Raw genomic sequence first — 20959 nt, 5'->3', positions numbered from 1 at the left:
ATGATCGAACGCTACAGCCGCCCCCGCATGGCGGCCATCTGGACCGAGGAGAACAAGTACCGCACCTGGCTCGAGGTGGAGACTCTGGCCGCCGAGGGGTGGGCGGAGATCGGCGTGGTGCCCCCCGAGGCCGCCCGCGACATCCGGGAGAAGGGCCGCTTCGACGTGGCCCGGATCGCCGAGATCGAGGAAGAGACCCGCCACGACGTCATCGCCTTCCTCACCAACGTGGCGGAGCATGTCGGCCCCTCCGCCCGTTACCTCCACTGGGGGCTCACCTCCTCCGACATGCTCGACACCGCCATGGCGGTGCGCCTGTGTCAATCCATGGACATCCTCCTTGAGGACATGGACGCCCTCCTCGAGGTCCTCCGCCGGCGGGCCTTGGAACACAAGGACACGGTCATGATCGGCCGGTCCCACGGGATCCACGCCGAGCCCGTCACCTTCGGGCTCAAGCTGGCCATCTGGTACGACGAGATGCGGCGGAACCGGCGCCGGCTGGAGGCCGCCCGCGAAACCGTGGCCTACGGGAAGATCTCCGGCGCCGTGGGCACCTTCGCCCACGTGGACCCCAGGGTCGAGGCCTACGTCTGCCGGCGCCTGGGCCTCAAGCCCGCCCCGGCCTCCAACCAGGTGATCCAGCGCGACCGCTACGCCGAGATGTTCTGCGCCCTCGCCCTCCTGGCAAGCTCCGTGGAGAAGATCGCCGTGGAGATCCGCCACCTCCAGCGCACCGAGGTGCTGGAGGCGGAGGAACCCTTCCGAAAGGGACAGAAGGGCTCCTCGGCCATGCCCCACAAGCGCAATCCCATCCTCTCCGAGAATCTCACGGGGCTCGCCCGGGTGGTCCGGTCCTTCGTGGTGCCGGCCCTCGAGAACGTGGCCCTCTGGCACGAGCGGGACATCAGCCACTCTTCCGTGGAACGTTTCAGCTGCCCGGACGCCCTGGTGACCGCCGACTTCATGCTCGCGCGGCTGACGGGCCTCCTCGACCGCCTGGTGGTCTATCCCGAGCGGATGCACCGGAACCTGCACCTCCTGAAGGGGCTCATCTTCTCGCAGCAGGTCCTGCTCGCCCTCACGCAGAAGGGGGTCAGCCGCGAGGAGGCCTACCGGATCGTCCAGGGCCGGGCCATGGAGGTCTGGGAGGGCAAGGGCGAATTCAAAGAGCTGCTCCTCGCCGACCCGGATCTCGCCGCCCACCTCTCGCCCGCCGAGATCGAGGCCATCTTCGACCTCGGCTATCACCTGAAACACGTGGACACCATCTTCGGCCGGGTCTTCGCCGACACCTGAGCCATGCCCGACGCCGCCGACCCCAGGGAACGCCTCCGCCGCCTCCTCCGCCGCCTCTCCTACCGGGAGGGCACCTTCCGCCTCACCTCGGGGCGGACGAGCCCCTACTACATCGACGGCAAGCAGACCACCCTCTCGGCCGAGGGGGCCTATCTCTGCGGGCGGCTCCTCTTCGAGCGCCTGGCCGGCGGCGGGGCCGAGGTGGCCGCCGTGGGCGGCGTCACCCTGGGGGCCGACCCCCTGGTGACGGCGGTGGCGGTGGTGAGCCACCTCGAGGGCCGCCCCCTGCCGGCCTTCATCATCCGCAAGCGTCCCAAGGGACACGGCACGGGTTCCTGGATCGAGGGGAAGGGCAACATCCCCGAGGGCAGCCCGGTGGCGCTCCTGGAAGACGTGGTCACCACCGGGGGGACCCTCCTCGAGGCCGTCCGACGCACCGAGGCCGAAGGCTACCGGGTGGCCCGGGTGCTCACCGTGGTGGACAGGGGCGAGGGCGGCGCCGAGGCCCTGGCGGCGGCCGGCCACCGGCTGGAGGCCCTCTTCACCCTGGAGGACCTCAGGCGGGCCTGAGGGGGGCCGCGCCTCCGGGCGGCCCCGGAACGACGAAAATTTCGGCGGGTCGCCGTCCGCGGCGACCCCCGCGATCCCATCATCGACAGCGAGGTCACGAGATGAAAGCCAAGGTCGAAGCCGCACTCTCCAAGGTCCGCCCCATGCTCCAGCGGGACGGGGGCGACGTGGAACTGCTCGGCGTGGACGAGGCCACCGGCGTGGTCACCGTCCGCCTCACCGGGGCCTGCAAGGGCTGCGCCATGAGTCAGATGACCCTCAAGGCCGGGATCGAGCGGATGCTCAAGAGCGAGGTCCCCGAGGTCACCTCGGTGGAGGCCGGCTGAGACCGTCCCCCTCGGCGCCGCGCCCCTCAGTGGTGGTAAGGGGTCCCGGCCCGGATGGTGCAGGCGCGGTAGAGCTGTTCCACGCAGACGAGCCGCGCCATCTCGTGGGTGAGGGTAAGCGGCGAGAGCGAAAGCACCGTCTCCGCCCGGTCGAGGACCGCGGCGTCGAGCCCGTAGGCGCCCCCCGCCGCCACGGCGAGGTCCCGGACTCCCCGGTCCTCCAGGGCGCCCAGGAAGGCGGCCAACCCGGGAGAGTCGAAGGCCCGCCCCCGCTCGTCCAGGGCCACGAGATGCGCCCCCGGGGGCACCGCGGCCAGCAGCCGGTGGCCTTCCGCCCGCACCGCCGCGGCACGGCCGCCCCGGCCGCCGGGCCGGGCGTCCTTTACTTCGCGCACGGAAACGGTCATATAATGGCCGAGGCGGGAGAGGTAGGCGTCGAGCCCCGCCTTGAGCCAGGTCTCCCGGGTCTTTCCGACCCACAGGAGCGACAGTCGCAACATGGCCTACACCCCCCACCAGCAGGACCTTCTCCGGCGGCTGCCGAAGATGGACGACCTGCTCGAACGCCTCCCCGCCGAGGTCCCCCACCCGCTCAAGGTGCTCGTCTGCCGGGAGGCCATCGAGGCGGCCCGGGCCCGGATCCAGGCCTCGCCGGAGCCCGACCCGGCGGTCGCCGACGCGGCGGCCATCCTCGAGGCGGCCCGCCGGCGCCTGGCCCGGCGCCTCCGCTCCAGCCTGCGACCCGTGGTGAACGCCACCGGGGTGGTGATCCACACCAACCTCGGCCGCTCCCTGCTGGCGCCGGAGGTCCTGCCGGGGCTCGAGGCCGTGGCCGCCCGCTACTCGAACCTGGAATATAACCTGGAGTCGGGCCGGCGCGGAAGCCGCTACAGCCACGTCGAGGAGATCCTCCTGGAGCTCACCGGGGCCGAGGCGGCCCTGGTGGTGAACAACAACGCCGCGGCCGTGCTCATCACCCTCGAGACCCTGGCCAAGGGCCGGGAGGTCATCGTCTCGCGGGGCGAGCTGGTGGAGATCGGCGGCTCCTTCCGCATCCCCGACGTCATGGCCCGCAGCGGGGCCATCCTCCGGGAGGTGGGGGCCACCAACCGGACCCACCTCCGGGACTACGAGGGTGCCATCGGCGAGGCCACGGCGCTGCTGCTCAAGGTCCACCAGAGCAACTTCCAGGTGGTGGGCTTCACCGCCTCGGTGCCCGTGGCCGACCTCAAGGTCCTGGCAAACCGCCACGGCCTCCCGGTGGTGGAAGACCTCGGCAGCGGCACCCTCGTGGACTTCGCCCCCTACGGCCTGGTCCACGAGCCCACGGTCCAGGAGTCCCTGGCCGCCGGCGCCGACCTCGTCACCTTCAGCGGCGACAAGCTCCTCGGGGGCCCCCAGGCCGGGATCATCCTGGGCCGACGCGACCTGGTGGACCGAATCCGCGCCAACCCCCTGAACCGCGCCCTGCGCATCGACAAGCTCACCCTGGCGGCCCTCGAGGGCACGCTCCGCCTCTACCGGGACCCGGCCGAGGCCGCCCGGCGCCTCCCCACCCTGCGGATGCTCACCGCCCCGGCCGCCGGGCTCAAGACCCGGGCCCGGCGCCTGGCCCGGCGCCTGCGCGCCCTGGAACTCCCCGGCCTCGAGGTGCGGGTGGTGGAGACCGTGGCCCGGGTGGGCGGCGGGGCCCTGCCGCTCCAGGTACTGCCCTCCGCCGCCGCGGCCCTCGTCCCGGCGGAGGCGGGGATCTCGATCGCCCGCCTGGAGGCGGCGCTCCGCCGGCACGACCCCCCGGTGGTGGCGCGGATCGAGGACGACCGCCTCCTCTTCGACGTCCGCACCTTGCTGCCCGGGGACGAGGCGCGGATCGCCGAGGCCCTCGCGGCGGCCGTCGCCGGGGGGCGGCCGTCGCCATGAGGGAGCAGGCGCCCCTTTGGGGCGGCACGCCATCGACGGCTGGGGCCAGGGAGGCGGGCCGCCTCGCGCCCCTGGTCCTCGAGTGGCTGGCCGGGCACCTGGCCTTCGCCGGCGGGGCCTTCCACGCCGGGGATCCCGCCGGGGCCGTCCTCGACGCCCTCCGGCTCTCCGACCGGCAGCGGGCCCGGGCCGCCGAGGCCCTGGCCCGGGGGGAGGCCTTCTGGGACCGCGTCGGCCTCCGCGTCCTCGTGCCTCTCGGGGACCCGCCCCCGTACGGGGCCCTGGTGCTCGAGGGCGTCAGCCGGGCCGTGGGCCCGGACGAGGCGGAAAGGTGGCTGCCCCTCCTCCGGGAGGCGGTGCAGGAGAAATTCGCCACCCTCCTCCGCGAGACGCGCCGGGCCGCGGACGGGCGGATGCCCCGCTACGCGGCCCTGGCCCTGGCCGACGACGGCCGGCGGCGGCCGCCGGGGGCGCTCCTCTCCCTCTCCCTCGCCGGCGGCCCCGGGACGGAGGCGGGAGGGCCAGGCCGCCGGGCCGCCGTCCTCCTCGCCGGCCTCTGGCCCGAGACGACCCCGGAATGGCTGGGCGCCACCCCGCGGGGGGATCTCTTCCTGCTCCCGGGGGTCGATCCGGAGCGCCTCCGCGAGGGCCTCCGCCGGCTGGCCGCCCCGGGAAGACGGCGGGGGCTGCGGGTCCAGGCCGCCCTGGCGGCCCCCCTCGCCGCCGGAGCCCCGCCCGAGGCGCAACTTCGCCGGCTCGACCGGGTCCGGCGGGCGGCGGAGGCCCTGGAGACCGCCGTCCTGGGGCTTTCCGACCTCGAGGCCTGGCAGCGGCGCCTCGGGCTTTCCGACGCGGCGGCCGCCGTGGCGGCGGTCCAGGGGCGGCTCCGGGCGCGCCGGGCCCGCGGGGTGGCCTATCTCCGCCGCCCCGGGGGGGAAGGGCCGCCCGCCGTCGAGCTGGCGGACCGGGTCGGCGCCGAGGCGGTGCCGGCCGGGCCGGCGGCGGCCTTCCTCCTCCTGGCGCCCGGGGCCCGGGGGGCCCTCCGGGAAGCGGGCGCCCGCATCCGGGAGGCCGCCCGGGGCCTCTGGGGCGAGGCCCCGCCGGTGGGCCTTTCCGGGGCCGAGATCCCCACCCTCCGGCCCGGCCGGCTGGCGGCCGCGGCCCTCTGGGCCTATGCCCATGCCCTGCTGCTCCCCGCCCCCGAGGCCGTGGTCTTCGATGCCGTGACCCGGAACGTCCAGGGCGACGAGTTGCTGGCCTGGGGCGACCCTGCCGGGGCCTGCCGCGCCTACCGGGCGGGGCTCCGGCTCGACCCGGAAAGCGCCAACCTCCACAACAGCCTCGGGGTCTGCCTGGGGGAGATGGGCCGCCACGCCGAGGCGGAGGGGGCCTTCCGCCGGGCCGCGGAGCTGGCCCCGGACGACTTCATGGCCCACTACAATCTGGGCGGCGCCCTCCTCCGGCGCGGCCGGGCCCGGGAGGCCGCCGACCGTCTCGAGCTGGCATGGCGGATCCGGGAAGGCGACCTCCTGGTGGGCACCCGGCTGGCCGAGGCGCGACTGGCCGCCGGCCGGCCCGAGGCGGCCCTGGAACTGGCCGCGCCCCTGGCCCGGAGCCGCCGGGACGACGCCCCGCTGCCCCTGCTCCGGGTCCTCGGGCGCGCCCTCTTCCGGCTCGGCCGGTGGCCCGAGGCCCGGGAGGCCTGGACCCGCGCCCTGGCACGGCACCCGGAGGACGCCGAGACCCTGGTGGATCTCGCCGCGGGGTACCTGGAACCCGGGGGCGACCCGGAGACCGCCCGCCGCCTGGCACGGCAGGCCGAGGACCGGGGCGGGCTCCCCCCGGAGACCGCCCGCCGCCTGGCACGGCTCCTCCGCCGCTTGCCGCCGCCCGGAACGCCTTGACAAAGAAAAACCGGGCATGTTAACAGGTCAAACTTGATCCTTCCGGTTCATCATCCCTCCGGCGCTCGGCGTTCGAGGGATTCCGGCGCGGCCCGGGGCCGGGGCCCCTTCCGCGCGCACCGCACATCACTTCAGGAACAGGCAGGAGAAACCGCGATGAAAGAAGTCAGGATCCACGGCCGGGGCGGACAGGGCGGCGTCACGTCCGCCGAGCTGGTCGCCATCGCCGCCATCAACGAGGGGGGCTACGCCCAGGCATTCCCGAGCTTCGGGCCGGAGCGGCGGGGGGCGCCCGTCGCCGCCTTCATCCGCGTCAGCGAGGCCCCCATCCGCACCCGGGAGAAGGTCTACCACCCCGACATCGTCCTCGTCCTCGACGGGGCCCTCCCGTCCCTGGTGAACGTCACCGCCGGGCTCAAGGACGACGGGATCGTGGTGCTCAACTCCCACAAGGCGGAGGCGGAGGTCCGAAAGGAGTTCGGCATCAAGGGCCGGCTCGCCCTGGTGGACGCCAACCGGATCGCCATGGACGTCCTGGGACTGCCCATCACCAACACCACCATGCTCGGGGCCCTGCTGAAGGCCACGGGCCTCGTGGGGATGTCCGCCCTGGAGGAGGCCCTGGAGCACCGCTTCGGGCGCCTGGCCGAGAAGAACAAGGCGGCCCTCCACCGGGCCTACGAAGAGACCGTGGTGTGCTGAAGCCGCCACGGGCGGCGGCGCCCGGCCGCCCGCAACACGCACGACAAGGAGTCACGACATGGCAAAGACCGACGCCATCATAGGTTGGAAGACCATCACCTTCGGGTGCCACGTCCTGGAGCCCGGCAGCACCGCCAAGTTCCGGACCGGCGACTGGCGTTCGCAACGGCCCGTCACCGACCGCGAAAAGTGCATCAAGTGCGGCATGTGCTGGATCTTCTGCCCCGACATGGCCTACAGCCAGACGGAAGACGGCTACTACGTGGCGGACATGGAATACTGCAAGGGGTGCGGCATCTGCGCCCATGAATGCCCCAAGGACGCCATCACCATGGTCCCGGAGGAGTAAGCATCATGGCTAAACGCGTTGGAATCGAAGTCTCGATAGCGGTGGCCGAGGCCGTCAAGCTGGCCGACGTGGACCTCGTGGCCGCCTATCCCATCACGCCCCAGACCCACATCGTCGAGCATTTGTCCGAGGACGTGGCCAACGGCAAGCTCGACGCCGAGTTCGTCCCGGTGGAGTCCGAACACTCGGCCATGAGCTGCTGCTGCGGCTCCTCCGCCGCCGGGGCCCGGACCTTCACGGCCTCGAGCTCCCAGGGGCTCTCCCTCATGAGCGAGATCCTCTACATCCCCTCCACCATGCGCCTTCCCATCGTCATGGTGGTGGCGAACCGGGCGCTCTCGGCCCCCATCAGCATCTGGAACGACCACCAGGACATCATGGTGCAGCGGGACATCGGCTGGATCCAGACCTTCGCCGAAAACGGCCAGGAGGCCTTCGACCTCACCCTGCACGCTTTCCGGGTGGCCGAGGACCGCCGGGTCTCCCTCCCCATGATCGTGAACATCGACGGCTTCACCCTGAGCCACGTCATCGAGCCCATCGAGATCCTCGACCAGGAAGAGGTGAACCGATACCTGCCCCCCTTCAAGCCGAGGTACCGGCTCGACCCGAAAAAGCCCATCACCATGGGCCCCGTGGGGATCCCCGAAGTCTACACCGAGGCCAAGGTGGCCCACGACCAGGCCCTCAAGGCCTCGAAGAAGGTGATCCTCAAGGCCTGGGACGAGTTCGCCGAGCTCTTCGGCCGCCGTTACCAGCCGGTGGAGACCTACCGGAGCGAGGACGCCGAGACCCTCCTCGTGACCATGGGCAGCATCTCCGAGACGGCCATGACCGCCGTGGACGCCATGCGCGAGAAGGGACAGAAGGTGGGCCTCGTCCGCATCCGCCTCTGGCGGCCCTTCCCGGCCCAGGAGTTCCGCAAGGCCGCGGGGAAGGCCAAGGTGCTCGCCGTCATCGACCGGTGCCTCCCGCCCGGCGCCCCCTGCGGGCCCGTGGGCGAGGATCTCCGCGCCGTCTTCTACAAGGTGCCCGGGGCGCCGAAGATCTTCAGCTTCGTCGCCGGGCTCGGCGGGCGCGACGTCACCGTCGAGACCTTCGAGGAAATCGTCGAAAAGGCCCAGGCCAAGGCCCGGAAGCGGCCCAGGGAACTCTACGAAGTGATCGGAGTGCGCGAAAAATGATACCCGAACTCGAGAAATTCAAAGGCTTCACCGTCAAGAACCTCCCCAAGGACGAGCCCCTGGCCCCGGGCCACCGAGCCTGCCAGGGCTGCGGCGAGGTCCTCGCCCTCCGGATGGTCATGAAGGCCCTGGGGCGGAACGTCATCGTCTGCAGCGCCACGGGCTGCATGGAGATCATCACATCCCCCTACCCGCAGACGGCCTGGCGGGTGCCCTGGCTCCACATCGCCTTCGAGAACGCGGCGGCGGTGGCCTCCGGTGTCGAGGCGGCCCGGAAGGCCATGGCGAGGAAGGGCAAGATCCCCAAGCGGCACGTGGATATCATGGCCCTCGGGGGCGACGGCGCCACCGGCGACATCGGCCTCCAGGCCCTCTCCGGCGCCATGGAACGCGGCCACGACTTCCTCTACGTCTGCGTGGACAACGAGGCCTACATGAACACGGGTGTCCAGCGCTCGGGCTGCACCCCCTACGGGGCCATGACCACCACCAGCCCGCCGGGCACGGAGAGCTTCGGCCAGTACACCTGGAAGAAGAACATCCCGGCCATCGCCGCGGCGCACGGGATCCCCTACGTGGCCACGGCCTCCCCGGCCTACTTCCTCGACCTCATGAACAAGGTCAAGAAGGCGGCCCTGGTGAAGGGCCCGGCCTACGTCCACATCTTCTCCCCCTGCCCCACCGGGTGGGGCTCCGCCGGCGAACGCTCGGTGGAATTCGCCAAGCTCGCCGTGGACACGCGGATCTTCCCCCTCTACGAGGTGATCGAGGGAAAGTACATCCTGAGCCGCAAGATCTCGAAGCCCAAGCCCGTCACCGAGTACTTCAAGGGGCAGCGCCGGTTCCGGCACCTCAAGGACGACCAGATCGCCTACATCCAGCGCCGGGTGGACGCCGAGTACGAGCGCATCGCCCGCCTGGCCGAGGTCTCCTGACGGCGGCCGCCGAAGGAACCCGTTCAGACAAGGGGCGTCCCGATGGGGACGCCCCTTTTTGTGGGGGTGCCGCGCCCCGGGCACCGGCCGTGCCGCGGCCTTGCCTTGCCCGCTCGCCCGCCGGATCCGCGCCCTCCCCTCCCAAAAAAACCTTTAAGGGAGACGGGGGGGGCCGCCGATAAGCCCACTAGACGAGAGTTGCCAGTCGGCTCCCCTACCTGTACTCGAGGAGGTCTTGGAAAATGCGTACCCGTCACCTTGCCAACCGCCAGGGCTTCACCCTGATCGAACTCGCCGTGGTGCTCGTCATCATCGGCCTCATCCTGGGCGCCGTCATGAAGGGCCGCGACCTCATCCAGTCCGCCCAGGTGAAGAACTTCTACTCCGGCTTCCTCGGGAAGTGGTACAGCATCGGGGTAAGCTACTACGACCGGACCGGGAAGCGCCTGAGCGGTGCCGTGGACACCACCATGATCAGCACCCTCAAAAAGGTCGGTATCAACCCCAAGACCCTCATCAAGAGCCCGGACCCCACGAAGCGGGAGATCGCCGGTGAATACGCGGCGGGCAACGTGACGTTGACCTTCAGCAAGAACAGCGACGGGCTCCCCACGCTCGTGGCCGCCTCGATCCCCACCGACGTGGCCGTGGCCCTCGACAAGATCATCGACGGCTCGGCCAACGGCACCCAGGGGACCTTCATCCGGGGGGATTCCGCCGCCGACTGGCCGGACGCCAACGGCACCACCACGGTGACGGGCAACTGGACCCTCGACATCTAGCCGGCCCCAGGCGCCGCCATCCGAAACGCCGGGCGACCTGCCCGGCGTTTTTTCATGCCCGCCGCCGGCGGCGGCCCACCAGCCAGACGAGCCCCACGCTCAGCTCGTAGAGGAGCCAGAGGGGGCCGGCCAGGACGCACTGGTTCACCACGTCGGGGGTGGGGGTGAGCACCGCGGCCGCCACGAAGATGAGGAGCACGGCATACTTGCGCCCCCGGTGGAGCATCCGGGCGTCCACCACCCCGGCCAGCGCCAGGAGCACCATCACCAGCGGAAGCTCGAAGGCCGCGCCGAAGGCGAGGAGCAGCCGCACCACCAGCGAGAAGTATTCCCCCAGGGACGGCAGGAGCTCGAGCCCGTCCGAGGCATACCCCGCCAGGAAGCGGAAGGCCGCCGGGAAGGCGGCGAAGTAGCCGAAGGCCCCGCCGCCCACGAAGAAGAGGGTCCCGAAGACCACGAAGGGCAGGGCCAGCCGCCGCTCGTGGGCGTAGAGGCCCGGGGCCACGAAGGCCCAGGCCTGGTAGAGCACGAAGGGGCTGGCGAGGAAGACACCCACGGTGAAGGCGAGCTTGAGGTAGGTGAAGAAGGCCTCGGGGTACGAGGTGAAGATGAGGGCGCTCCCCGCGGGGAGGACGTCGAGGAGCGGCCGTGAGAAGACCGTGAAGAGGGGGTCGATCACGGCATAGGCCGCCCCGGTGCCCACGGCCACGGCGAGGAGGGACCGGACGAGCCGCTGGCGGAGCTCGGCCAGGTGCTCCACCAGGCTGAGTTCCGCCTGGGCGGCCGCCCCGGCGCCGCCCCCCGCCGGCGCCTCAGCCGCCATGGCCGCCGAGGTCCAGGTAGCCCGGCTGCCGGCCGAGGACCTCGGCCCCCCCGGCGGTGACGAGCACCATGTTCTCGAGGCGGACCCCGCCCCGCCCGGGGAGATAGATCCCCGGCTCCACCGTGACCACCATGCCGGCCTGGAGCCGGCGGCGGTTGCGGGGGGAGAGGCCCGGGGCCTCGTGGACCGCCAGGCCCACCCCGTGCCCCAGGGCGTGGACGAAGCGCTCCCCGTAGCCCGCCTCGCGGATCACCCGGCGGGCGGCGGCGTCGGCCTCCCGGGCGGGGAGACCGGCCCGGATGACACCCTGCGCCGCCAGCTGCGCCCGCCGCACCACACCGTAGATCCGGGCGAACTCCGGGTCGGGCCGCCCGAGGAAGACCGTGCGGGTCATGTCGGAGCAGTAGCCGCCGAGCCGCGCCCCCATGTCGATCACCACGGGCTCCCCCTCCCGGAGGGGCCGGTCGCCGGGTTCGGCGTGGGGCAGGGCCCCGTTGGGGCCGGAGGCCACGATGGGCGGGAAGGACGGACCCTCGGCCCGCCGGTGGAGCCCCTCCAGGATGCGCCAGGCCACCTCCCGTTCCGTGACGCCCGGCCGAATCCCGGCGGCCACCTCCTCGAAGACCGCCTCGGCCGCCTCCAGCGCGCGGCGGACGGCGGCGGCCTCCACCGGGTCCTTCACCGCGCGGAACCGGGGCAGCACGTCGGCCAGGGCCACGAGCTCGGCCCCCGGCAGGGCGCGCCGGACCGCCTCGTGCCCGGCCACGGTGAGAAAATCCGGCTCGAAGGCGAGCCGCCGGACCCCGCCGCGCCCCAGGTAGCGCCCCAGGGCCCGGGCAAGACCCCGCCGGGCCACCACCACGTGCCACCCCGGGGCCTCCGAGCGGGCCTGGACCTCGTAGCGGCCGTCGGTGAAGAGGAGCTGTTCCCCGGGGAGGACGAGGAGCCAGCCGGCGGATTCGTCCAGGGCGGGGTCCCCGGCCCGGAACCCGCTGAGATAGCGCCGGTTCTCGGGCGAGGTGACGAGAAAGCCGTCGAGCCCCCGGGCCCGGATCACGGACCTGAACCGGGAAAGGCGCCGCTGCCGGGCCGCCCGCTCCGATGTGAGATCTTCCATCATGATGGCCCCGCAAAAAGTCCTCTGAGTGGATGGCTCAGCAAGAATCGCCTGCCGCAAGGCGCGAGGATGCCACATAATGAGGCGCACTTGGCTCCGCCGCAATGACGCGGGCATCCAAAACAAAGGAAGCCCGCGACTTTTTGTGACGGCATGATCATGGCGCACTCGCGCGCGGCCGGAGCGGGGCACGACCGCGCGGCCCTCCCCGGCGGCGGGCCGAGGGCCCTCGGGCCTCCCGGTTGGACACCCCCCCGGCGGGCCGCTATACTGCCCGCGCCGCCCCAAGTTAACCTGGAAGGGCCCGGCCCCTCAACCCGCCCATGCCGAAACCCGCCCGACGCCATCGCCAAAGGCGCCCACCCCGGCGCCCGGCTCATCCCGACGGCATCCCGCACCTCGTCTGCGCCGACACCCGGGGGCGGATCTTCGACTACCCCGGGCTTCGCATGGCGGGCCGGAGCGGCCGCCTCTTCCATCCCGTGCCCCCGGAGGACCTGATCCCGCTCCCGGAGGGGAGCGAGCTCTTCGTGCTGCCGGAGCGCCGCCCCGTGGGCTGGGACCCGGACCGGGACGAGATGGTGGCCCTGGACGAAGACCCCTTCCGCCCCGGCGCCCCGGTCCAGGCCGTGGCGGCCTTCATGGCCCCGGCCCACACCCAGACCGCCCTGGCCGCCTTCCAGCGGACCCGGCCGGATCTCGCCCCCCTCCCCCTCTTCGCCTACACGGCGGTGGGGTGGTGGAAGGGCCGGTTCTGGGCGGCCGGATTCCGGAGCGACCCCGACCCCCGCCAGGACCCCGCCCGGTTCGACCCGGAACGGATCCGGCGCCGGGCCGCCGCCGCCATGAAGGCGGCGCCCGGAAACCGCCTGGTGCAACACCTGGGGAAATGCGCCCTCACCTACGCCTGCCCCGCCGCCCGGAACTACTTTCTCGGCCGGTGGGAGGCCCCGCTGCCCGCCTCACCCGCCTGCAACGCGCGGTGCCTGGGCTGCCTCTCCCTCCAGGGACCCGGGGGCCCGCAGCGGCCCCAGGAACGCATCCGCTTCACCCCGACGGCGGACGAGATCGCCGGGGTGGCCGTCCCCCACCTCGAGCGGGCACCGCGCCCCGTGGTGAGCTTCGGCCAGGGCTGCGAGGGGGAGCCGCTCCTCCAGGCCGCGCTCCTCGAGGAGGCCATCCGGGCCATCCGGGCCCGGACCCGCCGCGGCACCGTGAACCTCAACTCCAACGCGAGCCGTCCCGGCGCCGTGGAGCGGCTCGCCGCCGCCGGGCTCGACAGCCTCCGCATCAGCCTGAACAGCGCCCGGCCCGACCGCTACGCCGCCTACTACCGGCCGGTGGGCTATGTCTTCGACGACGTGGTGGAGACCTGGCGGCGGGCGAAGCGGGCCGGGCTCTTCGTGAGCCTGAACTACTTCGTCTTTCCCGGGCTGAGCGACCAGGAGGCGGAGGCGGCGGCCCTGGAAGACCTGGTCGGGGAACTGGGGTTGGATCTCATCCAACTCCGGAACCACAACATCGACCCCGACTGGTTCCTGGAACAGGTCCCCGACCGGGCGGACGAGCCGCGGATCGGGGTCCGGGCCCTCGTCCGGCGGCTTGCCGCCCGCTTCCCGGCCCTTCGGATCGGCTACTTCAACCCCTGCCTCGACGCCCTCCCGGCGCCCGGCCTCAGGCCACCTGCATGAACTCCTCGGCCCACTTGATGGCCTCGAGGTAGGTCTCCGTCACCTCCGCCGGGTCGAGCCCCATCCCCTCGGCCAACCGCTCCACCGAGGGCCAGAGCCCCCGCTCGTAGGCGATGATGAGGCGGAGGTAGTCGGCCAGCGGGCCCCGAGCCCGGAGCAGGGCCTCCACGATGTCGGGGTCGAGGGGGAGCCCCTCGAGGAGTTCCGCAAGGGGCCGGCCCATGAGGGTGTCGAGCACCGAGAGGACGCCGAGCAGGAAGACGCTGGGGGCCTTGTCGGCCTGGCGCCGCCGCCGGGCGAGGAGCTCCCCGCACCGGGCCCGGATGCAGGCGAGGGTCACGTTCTCCCGTGGCTTGTCGTCGCCCATGCGGGCCATGACGAAGAGGGAGAGCCACTGGCGGACGTTGCGCTCCCCCAGGAGCACGATGGCCTGCCGAATGGAGGAGATCTTCGACTGGAGGGCGAAGGCGGCGGAGTTGATGTAGCGGAGGAGCTTCAGGGTGAGCGTGGCGTCGGCGGCCACGATCTTCTCCACCTCCGCGAAGTCGAGGCGGGGGTGCTGGAGGGCCTGGAGGATCTGGAGGTAGGACCAGTGGCTGGCCGGGACCTCCGTCCGCTGGAGGATGACCGGGCGTCGGAAGAAGAAGCCCTGAAAGTAGTGGAACCCCATGGCCCGGGCCTGGTCGAACTCCTGGCGGGTCTCGATCTTCTCGGCCAGGAGCGCCAGGTTCCGCCCCGAGAGCCGGGCCACCAGCTCCCGGACCCTCTCGGGGGGCGTGGCCCGCCAGTCCACCTTGATCACCGAGGCCAGGGGCACCAGCTCGGCGGTGGCGTCGGTGAGGACGAAGTCGTCCAGGGCGAGGCGGTAGCCCCGTCTCAGGAGATCCCGGCAGGCGGCGATCAGGGCCCGGTCCACCTCCATGTCCTCGAGGATCTCCACGGTGAGCAGCTCCGGCGCGATGGGGACCGGGGCCCCGGAGAGCAGAAGATCCCGGGTGAAGTTCACGAAGACCCGGCGGCCGCCCGTTATGGCGTCCAGGGAGGGCGAGTTGAAGACGTTGAAGAGGAGGCGGGAGGTGGCCTCGTTGCCGTCGAGGCCGGGAAAGGCGTTGGTCCGGCCGGAACGGTAGAGGAGCTCGTAGGCCACCACCCGCTGGGAGCGGTCGAAGATGGGCTGGCGGCCGATGAAGAGGTCCATTGGAGCGCCTCAGTCCCTTTCGTCCCCGGCGGGAGGGAGCGCGCGCCGTCCCTCCATACCCGCCACAGGCCACACCGCCCGGAGCCACCGGACCAGGGCCTCGGCCAGCGGGCCGGGCCGCCGGGGCAGCCGGAGCCGCACCCGGGCCACGTGGTCCCCGCGCCGCCCGGCGGCGTCGCGCCAGCCCTTTCCCGGCGCCTGGAGGCGACACCCGTCGCCCGATCCGGCGGGCACCTGCACCAGCACGTGCCCCTCCAGGGTGGGGACGGCCACCTGGCCGCCGAGGAGCGCCGTCCAGACGTCCACCGCCACCGGCGCGTGGACGTCGTTCCCCTCGAGCCGCCAGCCCGGGGGGAAGCGGACCCGGACCTCCACGTAGAGGGGGGAGCGTTCCGCCCCCTCGCCGTGGGCCGGCCCCTGCCCCGGAAGGTGCAGCACCGTCCCGTCCCGGACCCCGGGCGGGAGCCGCACCGCGACCCGGCGCCGGCGGAGCACCCGGCCCCGCCCCCCGCACCGGTCGCACACCGGGCGGCCGACGAAGCCCGTCCCGCCGCAGGTCGTGCACAGGACCCGGAGGTGCCCCTCCCCCCAGGGGAGGAGGTCGGACCCCGTGCCGCCGCACGCCGGGCAGGCACGCTCGCCCCGCCCGGGCCGCCGGCCCGCACCGTCGCAGACGGGGCAGAAGACCTCCCGGTCTGCGACCTCCACGTCCCGCCGGGTGCCGGCCAGGGCCTCCCGGGCCGACACCTCGAGGAACAGGAAGGTGCCGTCCCCGGCAGGCGGAGCCGCCGGCTCGACCGCCCCGCCGCGCCAGGCACGGCGGACCAGGGCCTCGTAGGCCGCCCGGAGCCGCCGGAACTCCTCCGCGCGGGCCGGGCCGCCGCCGGCCGCGTCCGGGTGGCACCGCCGCGCCCGCTCCCGGTAGGCCCGCTTGATCTCGTCCAGGGTCGCGGACCGCGGCACCCCGAGCAGCTCCCATGGATCCATCGTGCCCCGGCCCCCGCCGCCCCGGCCCTATTCCCGTTCCGCTCCCCGTTCCGCCTCTCCCTGCTGGAGGGCCTCGCCGTCCAGGATGATGAGCAGCCGATCCTGGAGCTTGCAGACCTGCTTCACGAACCGGACGTTCATGCCCGAGATGAGCGGGGGCGGCGGCTCGATGAGGAGGGCCGGGATGGACATGACGTCGCCGATCTCTTCCACCAGGAGGCTCACCGGCTCGTCCCGGTCCCCGATGATCACGTTGTTGTAGGTGCCCCGTTCCTCCTCCGCGTCGGCCAGGCCGACCCGCCGGGCCAGGTGGATGGCGGTGAGGATCTGGCCCCGGAGGTTCACCACCCCGGCCACGTAGGGCGGGCCGAGTGGAACGGGCGTGATCTCCAGGGCCCGGTTGATCTCGATCACCTCGTCGATGGGGAGGCCGAAGAGATGCCGCCCGAAGTGGAAGGTCACGAACTGCTCCGCCTCCCGGGCCCGGACCTCTCCGGAGGCCGGGTCCGCCGCTGCCGGAAGATGCTGGTGTGCGCCCGTCATGCCGTCGCGCCTCCTTCCGCCCCGGCGGGCTCGAGGGCCGCCCCCGCCAGCCGCTTCACCGCGTCGAGGACGAGGTCACGGTCGAGCTTCACCTGGTAGTCGTCCACGCCGGCCTCGAGACCGCGGCGCCGGTCCGCCTCGCCGGAGAGGGACGTCACCGCCATCACCGGGAGGGACTGGGTCCGGGGGAAGCCCCGGATCTTCCGGGTCAGCTCCAGGCCGTCCATGTTGGGCATCTCGATGTCCGTGATGACGAGGTCCACCTGCTCTTCCTGGAGCAGCCGCCAGGCCTCCGCCCCGTCCTCGGCCGCGATCACCTCGTGCCCGGCGGCGGTGAGGTACGAGGTCAGCATGTTCCGGTAGAAGGCCGAATCCTCGGCGAGCAGGATGCGGACGCGGCGCCCCTCCTCCCCGCCGGGCCGATCGAAGAAGTTCGGATCGTAGGTCTCGATGACCCGGTAGACGTCCACGAAGAGGGTGGTCCGGTCCTTGACGATGGCCGACCCCAGGAGCCCGGGCTGCTTGAAGGTGTGCTCCTCCACCTCCACGGCGACCTCCACGCTGTCGTCGATGTTGGAGACCAGGAAGGCCACGTCCTTCTCGTTCATGTGGAAGACGATCAGGTGGTAGTACTCCTGCTCGGGGAGGGGCGAGACGGGCAGGAAGTTCTCGAGCCGGATGACGGGCATGGAGTGCCCCCGGTACTTGAGGACCTCCCGGCCGCCCACCACCTCGATGTCCGCCGCGCGGATCTTGTCGAGGCGGTTCACCATGGCCAGGGGTATGGCGAAGAACTCCCCGGGGGCCACGTTGAAGATGAGGAGGAACTGGCGCTCCTGCTCGCCGGCGGCCGTCCCCTCCGCCAGGACGCCCTTGGCCAGGGTGTCCTCGGCCCGCATGTTGATGGAGGCCGCGATCCCCACCACGTCGAGGATGAGGGCCACCCGCCCGTCCCCCATGAGGGTCGTCCCGGCGTAGGCGCGGATGTGCTTCAGGTGGCGGCCGAGGGGTTTGACCACGATCTCCTCGGAATCGCTGATGCCGTCCACCACGAGGCCGAAGTTCCGGCCGCCGGAGTTGAGGACCACGATGCTCAGCCGCCCGTCCCCCCCCCCGGGGGGCAGGCCCAGCACCTGGCGAAGCCGGACCAGGGGGAGGATGTCGCCCCGGAGCCGGTAGAACTCGGAGCCGCCTATGACCTGGACGTCCCGGCGCAGGGCCTCGGGGGAGAGCGTCACCAGCTCCACCAGGTTGATCTGCGGGATGGCGTAGCGCTGGTCGGCGGCCTGGACGATGAGGGCCGGGATGATGGCCAGGGTGAGGGGGATCTTCACCCGGACGGTGGTGCCGTGGTCCAGGCGGCTTTCGAGCTCCACCGTCCCGCCGAGCTTTTCGATGTTGGTCTTCACCACGTCCATGCCCACCCCGCGGCCGGAGATGTTGGTCACCTTCTCCGCCGTGGAGAACCCGGGCTGGAAGACCAGCATGAGGGCCTCGTGCTCCGAGAGCGCCGCGGCCTGTTCCGGCGTCAGCACCCCGCGCTCCACGGCCTTGGCCGTCACCCGGGCGGGGTCGATCCCGGCGCCGTCGTCCTGGATCTCGATGATGACGTGGCCGCCCTCGTGATAGGCCCGCATCACCAGGGTGCCCACCGGGGGTTTCTCCTTCTGGATGCGGATCTCCGGAGCCTCGATGCCGTGGTCGATGGAGTTGCGCACCATGTGGGTGAGGGGGTCCTTGATGACCTCGATGATGGAGCGGTCGAGCTCCGTCTCGGCCCCCTCGATCTGGAGCTGCACCTGCTTCTCCGCGTTCTTGGCGAGATCCCGGACGATCCGCGGGAACTTGTTGAACACGTTCCCGATGGGCTGCATCCGGGTCTTCATGATCTGCTCCTGGAGCTCGGTCACCACGAGGCTCATCCGCTGGTTGGCCTTCAGGAGCTCCGGCTCGTCCAGGGCATTGGCGATCTGGACCATCCGGTTGCGGGAGAGCACCAGCTCCCCGGCCAGGTTCATCAGCTTGTCCAGGAGGTGGATGTCGATCCGGACGTGGGTCTCGGTGAGCTGCGGCGCCCGGGCGGCGCCCGGCGGGGCGGCGGGCGCGGCCTTCTTCGGCGGCGGAGACGGCGCCGCCTCGGGGGCCGGGGGGGCCTCTCCCCCTTCCCCGCCGGGCGCCGCCCCTTGGGCCTCGGCCGGGGCCTCGGCGGCGGCCTCCGGTGCCACCTCGGCAGCCGCGGCCGGTTCCGGGGCCGATTCCGGGGCCGGAGGAGCAGCCGGCGCGGCGGGGACCTCGCCCTTGCCCACCTTCTCGGCGAAGTTCCGGAGGTCCACGATGAAGTCCAGGTAGGCGACGTCGTCGGGCTCCTTCCCCTGCTGCTCGAGGTTGGCCAGGATGGCCTTGATGTGGTCCACCGACTGGAGCAGCACCGTGGTGATGTCCTCGTTCACCTTCACCACGCCGTCGCGCAGCTTGGAGAGGATGTCCTCCGAGAAGTGGGCGATCCCCTCCAGGGTGGTGTAGCCGAAGAACCCCGCCGTCCCCTTGATGGTATGGATGGTCCGGAAGATGCTCTTGATGAGCTCGGCGTCTTCGGGGTTCTGCTCGAGCTCCACGAACTCCTGGTCCAGCCGCTCCAGGTTCTCCTTGGACTCGGCGAGAAAGTCCTTGAGGATCTCTTCTTCCATGCCCATGGGCCGTCTCCTTGCGCGGGCCTATGCCGCCCCCTCCGTGAACCGTTCCGAGACCCGGAAACCCGAGATGATCCGGCGGAGTTCCTCCGCCTGCCGGCTGAGACCGGCGGCCTGCTCCTGGAGGGCCTGGGCCTCCTCGAGATTCTGGGCGGCCTCCCGGGAGAGGACCTCCACCTTCTCGCCCACCACCGCGGTGCCCTCCCGGACGCCCTGGACGTGGGCGTTGATCTCCTGGTAGGTGGCGGTCTGCTCCTCCACCGCCGCCGCCACGGTGTTGGTGGCATCCCGCATCTGTTCCGTGGCCTTGACGCTCTCGGCGATGCTGGCCACGGCATGGGCCACCTCCTCTTGGATGCCCGTGATGAGCGGGGCGATGCGCTCGGTGGCGTCGGCGGTCTGCTTGGCCAGCTCCTTCACCTCGTTGGCCACCACGGCGAAGCCCTTGCCGGCCTCCCCGGCCCGGGCGGCCTCGATGGTGGCGTTCAGGGCGAGGAGGTTGGTCTGCTCGGCGATGGAACGGATGAGGTCGATCACATCCCCGATCTGCTGGGTCCGGGCCGCCAGTTCCTCGATGACACCGCGGCTGCGGCCGATGTGGCCCTCCAGCGACTTGGCGAGCTCGGCGCTCCCGCCGGTGGTCTTGGCGATCTCGTCGGTGGCCACGGAGAGGTTGGCCACCATCTCGGCGGTCTCCTCGATCCGCTGCCCCATGGCCGACGTCTCCTCGTGGACGGCCCGGGCGGCCTCGGCCGCCCGCTCCGCCTCGGAGAGCATCTGCTGGGAGAGTCCGCCGAGGGCCTGGGAGCTGTCTCCCACCTCCCGGGAGGTCCGGGTCACGTTTCCCACCACGGTGCTGATGTGGTCGAGGAAGGCGTTGAGATGCCGGGCCAGGCCCGTCAACTCGTCGTCGCCCCGGGCGGGGGCCCGCCGCATGAGATCCCCGCCGGCCACGTCCTGGAGGATGCGGACCCACCCGTCCAGGGGCCCCAGGATGGAGCGGAGGAAGAGGGCCCCCAGGACCAGGAAGAAGAGAAGGTCGAAGAGCAGCGCCCCCACGGTCACCCCCGTGCCGAGGCGGCCCACGGAAGCCGCCTGGCGGGCGAGGTCAGAGGCCGCGCGGCTCTCGGCGAGGACCCGCTCCTCCACCGAGCGGGAAAGGGCGGAGAGGTTCTCCATGAGGAGGGCCGAGGTGCCGTCCACCTTCTTCCGGATGGCGATCACCGTGCCGAGCATGTCCTCCATGTCGAAGAAGGCCTCCCGGAGGGCCATGAGGGCCCGCGCCTCGGCCGCGGGCCTGCCCTTGGCCGCCCGGCCGAGGATCCCCGCCGCCGCCTCCAGCTCCTGCGAGACCTCCCCGGCGGCCGCGTCTCCCTTGCCCTCGAGCACGGCCCAGGCATGGGGCACGAGGCGCCGGGCCACCTCCCCGGCCTTGCGGACGGCGGCCTCCGGGCCGCCGCTTCCGGCGGTCCGGGCGGCGGCCTCGAGGGCGGCGGTGAGGCTCCCCAGGATCACGAGCAGCTTGTCGCGGTTTTCGGCGAGGCTGTCCAGGCGGATCGCCATGGTCTTGATCCCCTCCCGGAAGCGCTGGATGTGCCCCCGGTCCGCCTCGGAGACCATCCCCGAAAGCGCCTGCACGCCGGCCTCGATCCGGGGCTTGAGCGCGGGGTCCGCGGTCCGCAGGTAGACGTTGGTGAGCCGGTTGACCTCCGCCACCTGGCGCGAAAGCTCCAGGCTCGCGGCCACGGACCGGGAGGCCGACTTCATGCGGACCACGGCGGCCTCCATGCGGTGGAGGCCCCACAGCCCCACGCCGCCCACCACGGCCATGGCCGCGAGCGCCAGGACGATGAGCGCCGCAAGGCGCACCCGGATGGAGAAACTCCTGAGCCAATCCATGAGCTGTTCCATTTCGTCTCCTCCCAGGCCCGGGGTGAGC

Annotated in this window: 19 protein-coding genes; 11 read left to right on the top strand and 8 right to left on the bottom strand. The window is 72.1% G+C overall.

Annotated elements, in window-relative coordinates:
• From purB to HCU62_RS00820, 3 genes are all read left to right on the top strand, one after another.
• Positions 1 to 1299 carry an adenylosuccinate lyase gene (purB, locus tag HCU62_RS00830; RefSeq protein ID WP_163298241.1) on the top strand — a complete coding sequence of 433 codons (1299 nt, stop codon included), beginning with the start codon at positions 1 to 3 and terminating at the stop codon, positions 1297 to 1299.
• Positions 1300 to 1302: 3 nt separating this feature from the next.
• Complete coding sequence (pyrE, locus tag HCU62_RS00825) at positions 1303 to 1869, top strand: orotate phosphoribosyltransferase (RefSeq protein WP_163298242.1); 567 nt, start codon at positions 1303 to 1305, stop codon at positions 1867 to 1869.
• A 101-nt stretch (positions 1870 to 1970) separates the two neighbouring features.
• On the top strand, positions 1971 to 2195 hold the full coding sequence (locus HCU62_RS00820; RefSeq protein WP_163298243.1) for a NifU family protein: 225 nt from the start codon (positions 1971 to 1973) through the stop codon (positions 2193 to 2195).
• Between the two features lie 26 nt (positions 2196 to 2221).
• Here HCU62_RS00820 and HCU62_RS00815 read toward each other — a convergent pair whose 3' ends face one another.
• Entirely contained in the window at positions 2222 to 2695 is a 474-nt protein-coding gene (locus tag HCU62_RS00815) for a 23S rRNA (pseudouridine(1915)-N(3))-methyltransferase RlmH (protein WP_246325163.1), read from the bottom strand.
• On the opposite strand from HCU62_RS00815, the gene selA reads away from it, so the two are divergent.
• From selA to HCU62_RS00780, 7 genes are all read left to right on the top strand, one after another.
• Positions 2694 to 4115, top strand: coding sequence for an L-seryl-tRNA(Sec) selenium transferase (selA, locus tag HCU62_RS00810; protein WP_163298244.1), 1422 nt, complete (start codon positions 2694 to 2696; stop codon positions 4113 to 4115). The two genes, HCU62_RS00815 and selA, sit on opposite strands and share 2 nt — an antisense overlap.
• On the top strand, positions 4112 to 6019 hold the full coding sequence (locus HCU62_RS12420; protein ID WP_163298245.1) for a tetratricopeptide repeat protein: 1908 nt from the start codon (positions 4112 to 4114) through the stop codon (positions 6017 to 6019). Before selA ends, HCU62_RS12420 begins: the two co-directional genes overlap by 4 nt.
• Positions 6020 to 6175: 156 nt before the next feature.
• Complete coding sequence (locus tag HCU62_RS00800) at positions 6176 to 6721, top strand: 2-oxoacid:acceptor oxidoreductase family protein (RefSeq protein ID WP_163298246.1); 546 nt, start codon at positions 6176 to 6178, stop codon at positions 6719 to 6721.
• Positions 6722 to 6779: 58 nt separating this feature from the next.
• Positions 6780 to 7070: a 4Fe-4S binding protein gene (locus HCU62_RS00795; RefSeq protein ID WP_163298247.1), complete on the top strand. Its 291-nt coding sequence runs from the start codon at positions 6780 to 6782 to the stop codon at positions 7068 to 7070.
• 5 nt (positions 7071 to 7075) lie between these two features.
• Positions 7076 to 8254 carry a transketolase C-terminal domain-containing protein gene (locus HCU62_RS00790; protein WP_163298248.1) on the top strand — a complete coding sequence of 393 codons (1179 nt, stop codon included), beginning with the start codon at positions 7076 to 7078 and terminating at the stop codon, positions 8252 to 8254.
• Positions 8251 to 9189: a pyruvate synthase subunit PorB gene (porB, locus tag HCU62_RS00785; RefSeq protein ID WP_163298249.1), complete on the top strand. Its 939-nt coding sequence runs from the start codon at positions 8251 to 8253 to the stop codon at positions 9187 to 9189. Before HCU62_RS00790 ends, porB begins: the two co-directional genes overlap by 4 nt.
• 242 nt (positions 9190 to 9431) lie before the next feature.
• Entirely contained in the window at positions 9432 to 9971 is a 540-nt protein-coding gene (locus HCU62_RS00780) for a type II secretion system protein (protein WP_163298250.1), read from the top strand.
• Between the two features lie 52 nt (positions 9972 to 10023).
• On the opposite strand, the gene tatC is transcribed toward HCU62_RS00780, so the two are convergent.
• Both tatC and HCU62_RS00770 read right to left on the bottom strand, forming a co-directional pair.
• Complete coding sequence (gene tatC / locus HCU62_RS00775; RefSeq protein WP_163298251.1) at positions 10024 to 10794, bottom strand: twin-arginine translocase subunit TatC; 771 nt, start codon at positions 10792 to 10794, stop codon at positions 10024 to 10026.
• Entirely contained in the window at positions 10784 to 11914 is a 1131-nt protein-coding gene (locus HCU62_RS00770) for a M24 family metallopeptidase (protein ID WP_246325162.1), read from the bottom strand. Before HCU62_RS00770 ends, tatC begins: the two co-directional genes overlap by 11 nt.
• Before the next feature lie 320 nt (positions 11915 to 12234).
• On the opposite strand from HCU62_RS00770, the gene HCU62_RS00765 reads away from it, so the two are divergent.
• Entirely contained in the window at positions 12235 to 13602 is a 1368-nt protein-coding gene (locus tag HCU62_RS00765) for a radical SAM family protein (RefSeq protein WP_169755346.1), read from the top strand.
• Here HCU62_RS00765 and HCU62_RS00760 read toward each other — a convergent pair.
• Genes HCU62_RS00760 through HCU62_RS12415 form a run of 5 tightly spaced genes read right to left on the bottom strand, consistent with a single transcriptional unit; the run spans position 13586 to position 20931 of the window.
• A complete protein-coding gene (locus HCU62_RS00760) occupies positions 13586 to 14800 on the bottom strand; it encodes an EAL and HDOD domain-containing protein (protein ID WP_163297988.1) in 1215 nt (404 codons plus the stop codon). The two genes, HCU62_RS00765 and HCU62_RS00760, sit on opposite strands and share 17 nt — an antisense overlap.
• Positions 14801 to 14809: 9 nt before the next feature.
• Entirely contained in the window at positions 14810 to 15787 is a 978-nt protein-coding gene (locus tag HCU62_RS00755; RefSeq protein WP_163297987.1) for a DnaJ C-terminal domain-containing protein, read from the bottom strand.
• A 27-nt stretch (positions 15788 to 15814) separates the two neighbouring features.
• Positions 15815 to 16330, bottom strand: a complete 516-nt coding sequence (locus HCU62_RS00750) for a chemotaxis protein CheW (RefSeq protein ID WP_163297986.1) — start codon at positions 16328 to 16330, stop codon at positions 15815 to 15817.
• Positions 16327 to 19023, bottom strand: coding sequence for a hybrid sensor histidine kinase/response regulator (locus HCU62_RS00745; RefSeq protein WP_163297985.1), 2697 nt, complete (start codon positions 19021 to 19023; stop codon positions 16327 to 16329). The genes HCU62_RS00750 and HCU62_RS00745 overlap by 4 nt, the downstream gene beginning before the upstream one ends.
• 21 nt (positions 19024 to 19044) lie before the next feature.
• Positions 19045 to 20931 carry a methyl-accepting chemotaxis protein gene (locus HCU62_RS12415; RefSeq protein WP_163297984.1) on the bottom strand — a complete coding sequence of 629 codons (1887 nt, stop codon included), beginning with the start codon at positions 20929 to 20931 and terminating at the stop codon, positions 19045 to 19047.
• Between the last annotated feature and the right edge of the window lie 28 nt (positions 20932 to 20959).

Origin of the sequence: Dissulfurirhabdus thermomarina (assembly GCF_012979235.1) — a bacterium.
Lineage (GTDB): Bacteria > Desulfobacterota > Dissulfuribacteria > Dissulfuribacterales > Dissulfurirhabdaceae > Dissulfurirhabdus > Dissulfurirhabdus thermomarina.
The sequence above is the reverse complement of the archived record's forward strand: the minus strand, read 5'-3'. Positions and strand labels throughout refer to the sequence as shown.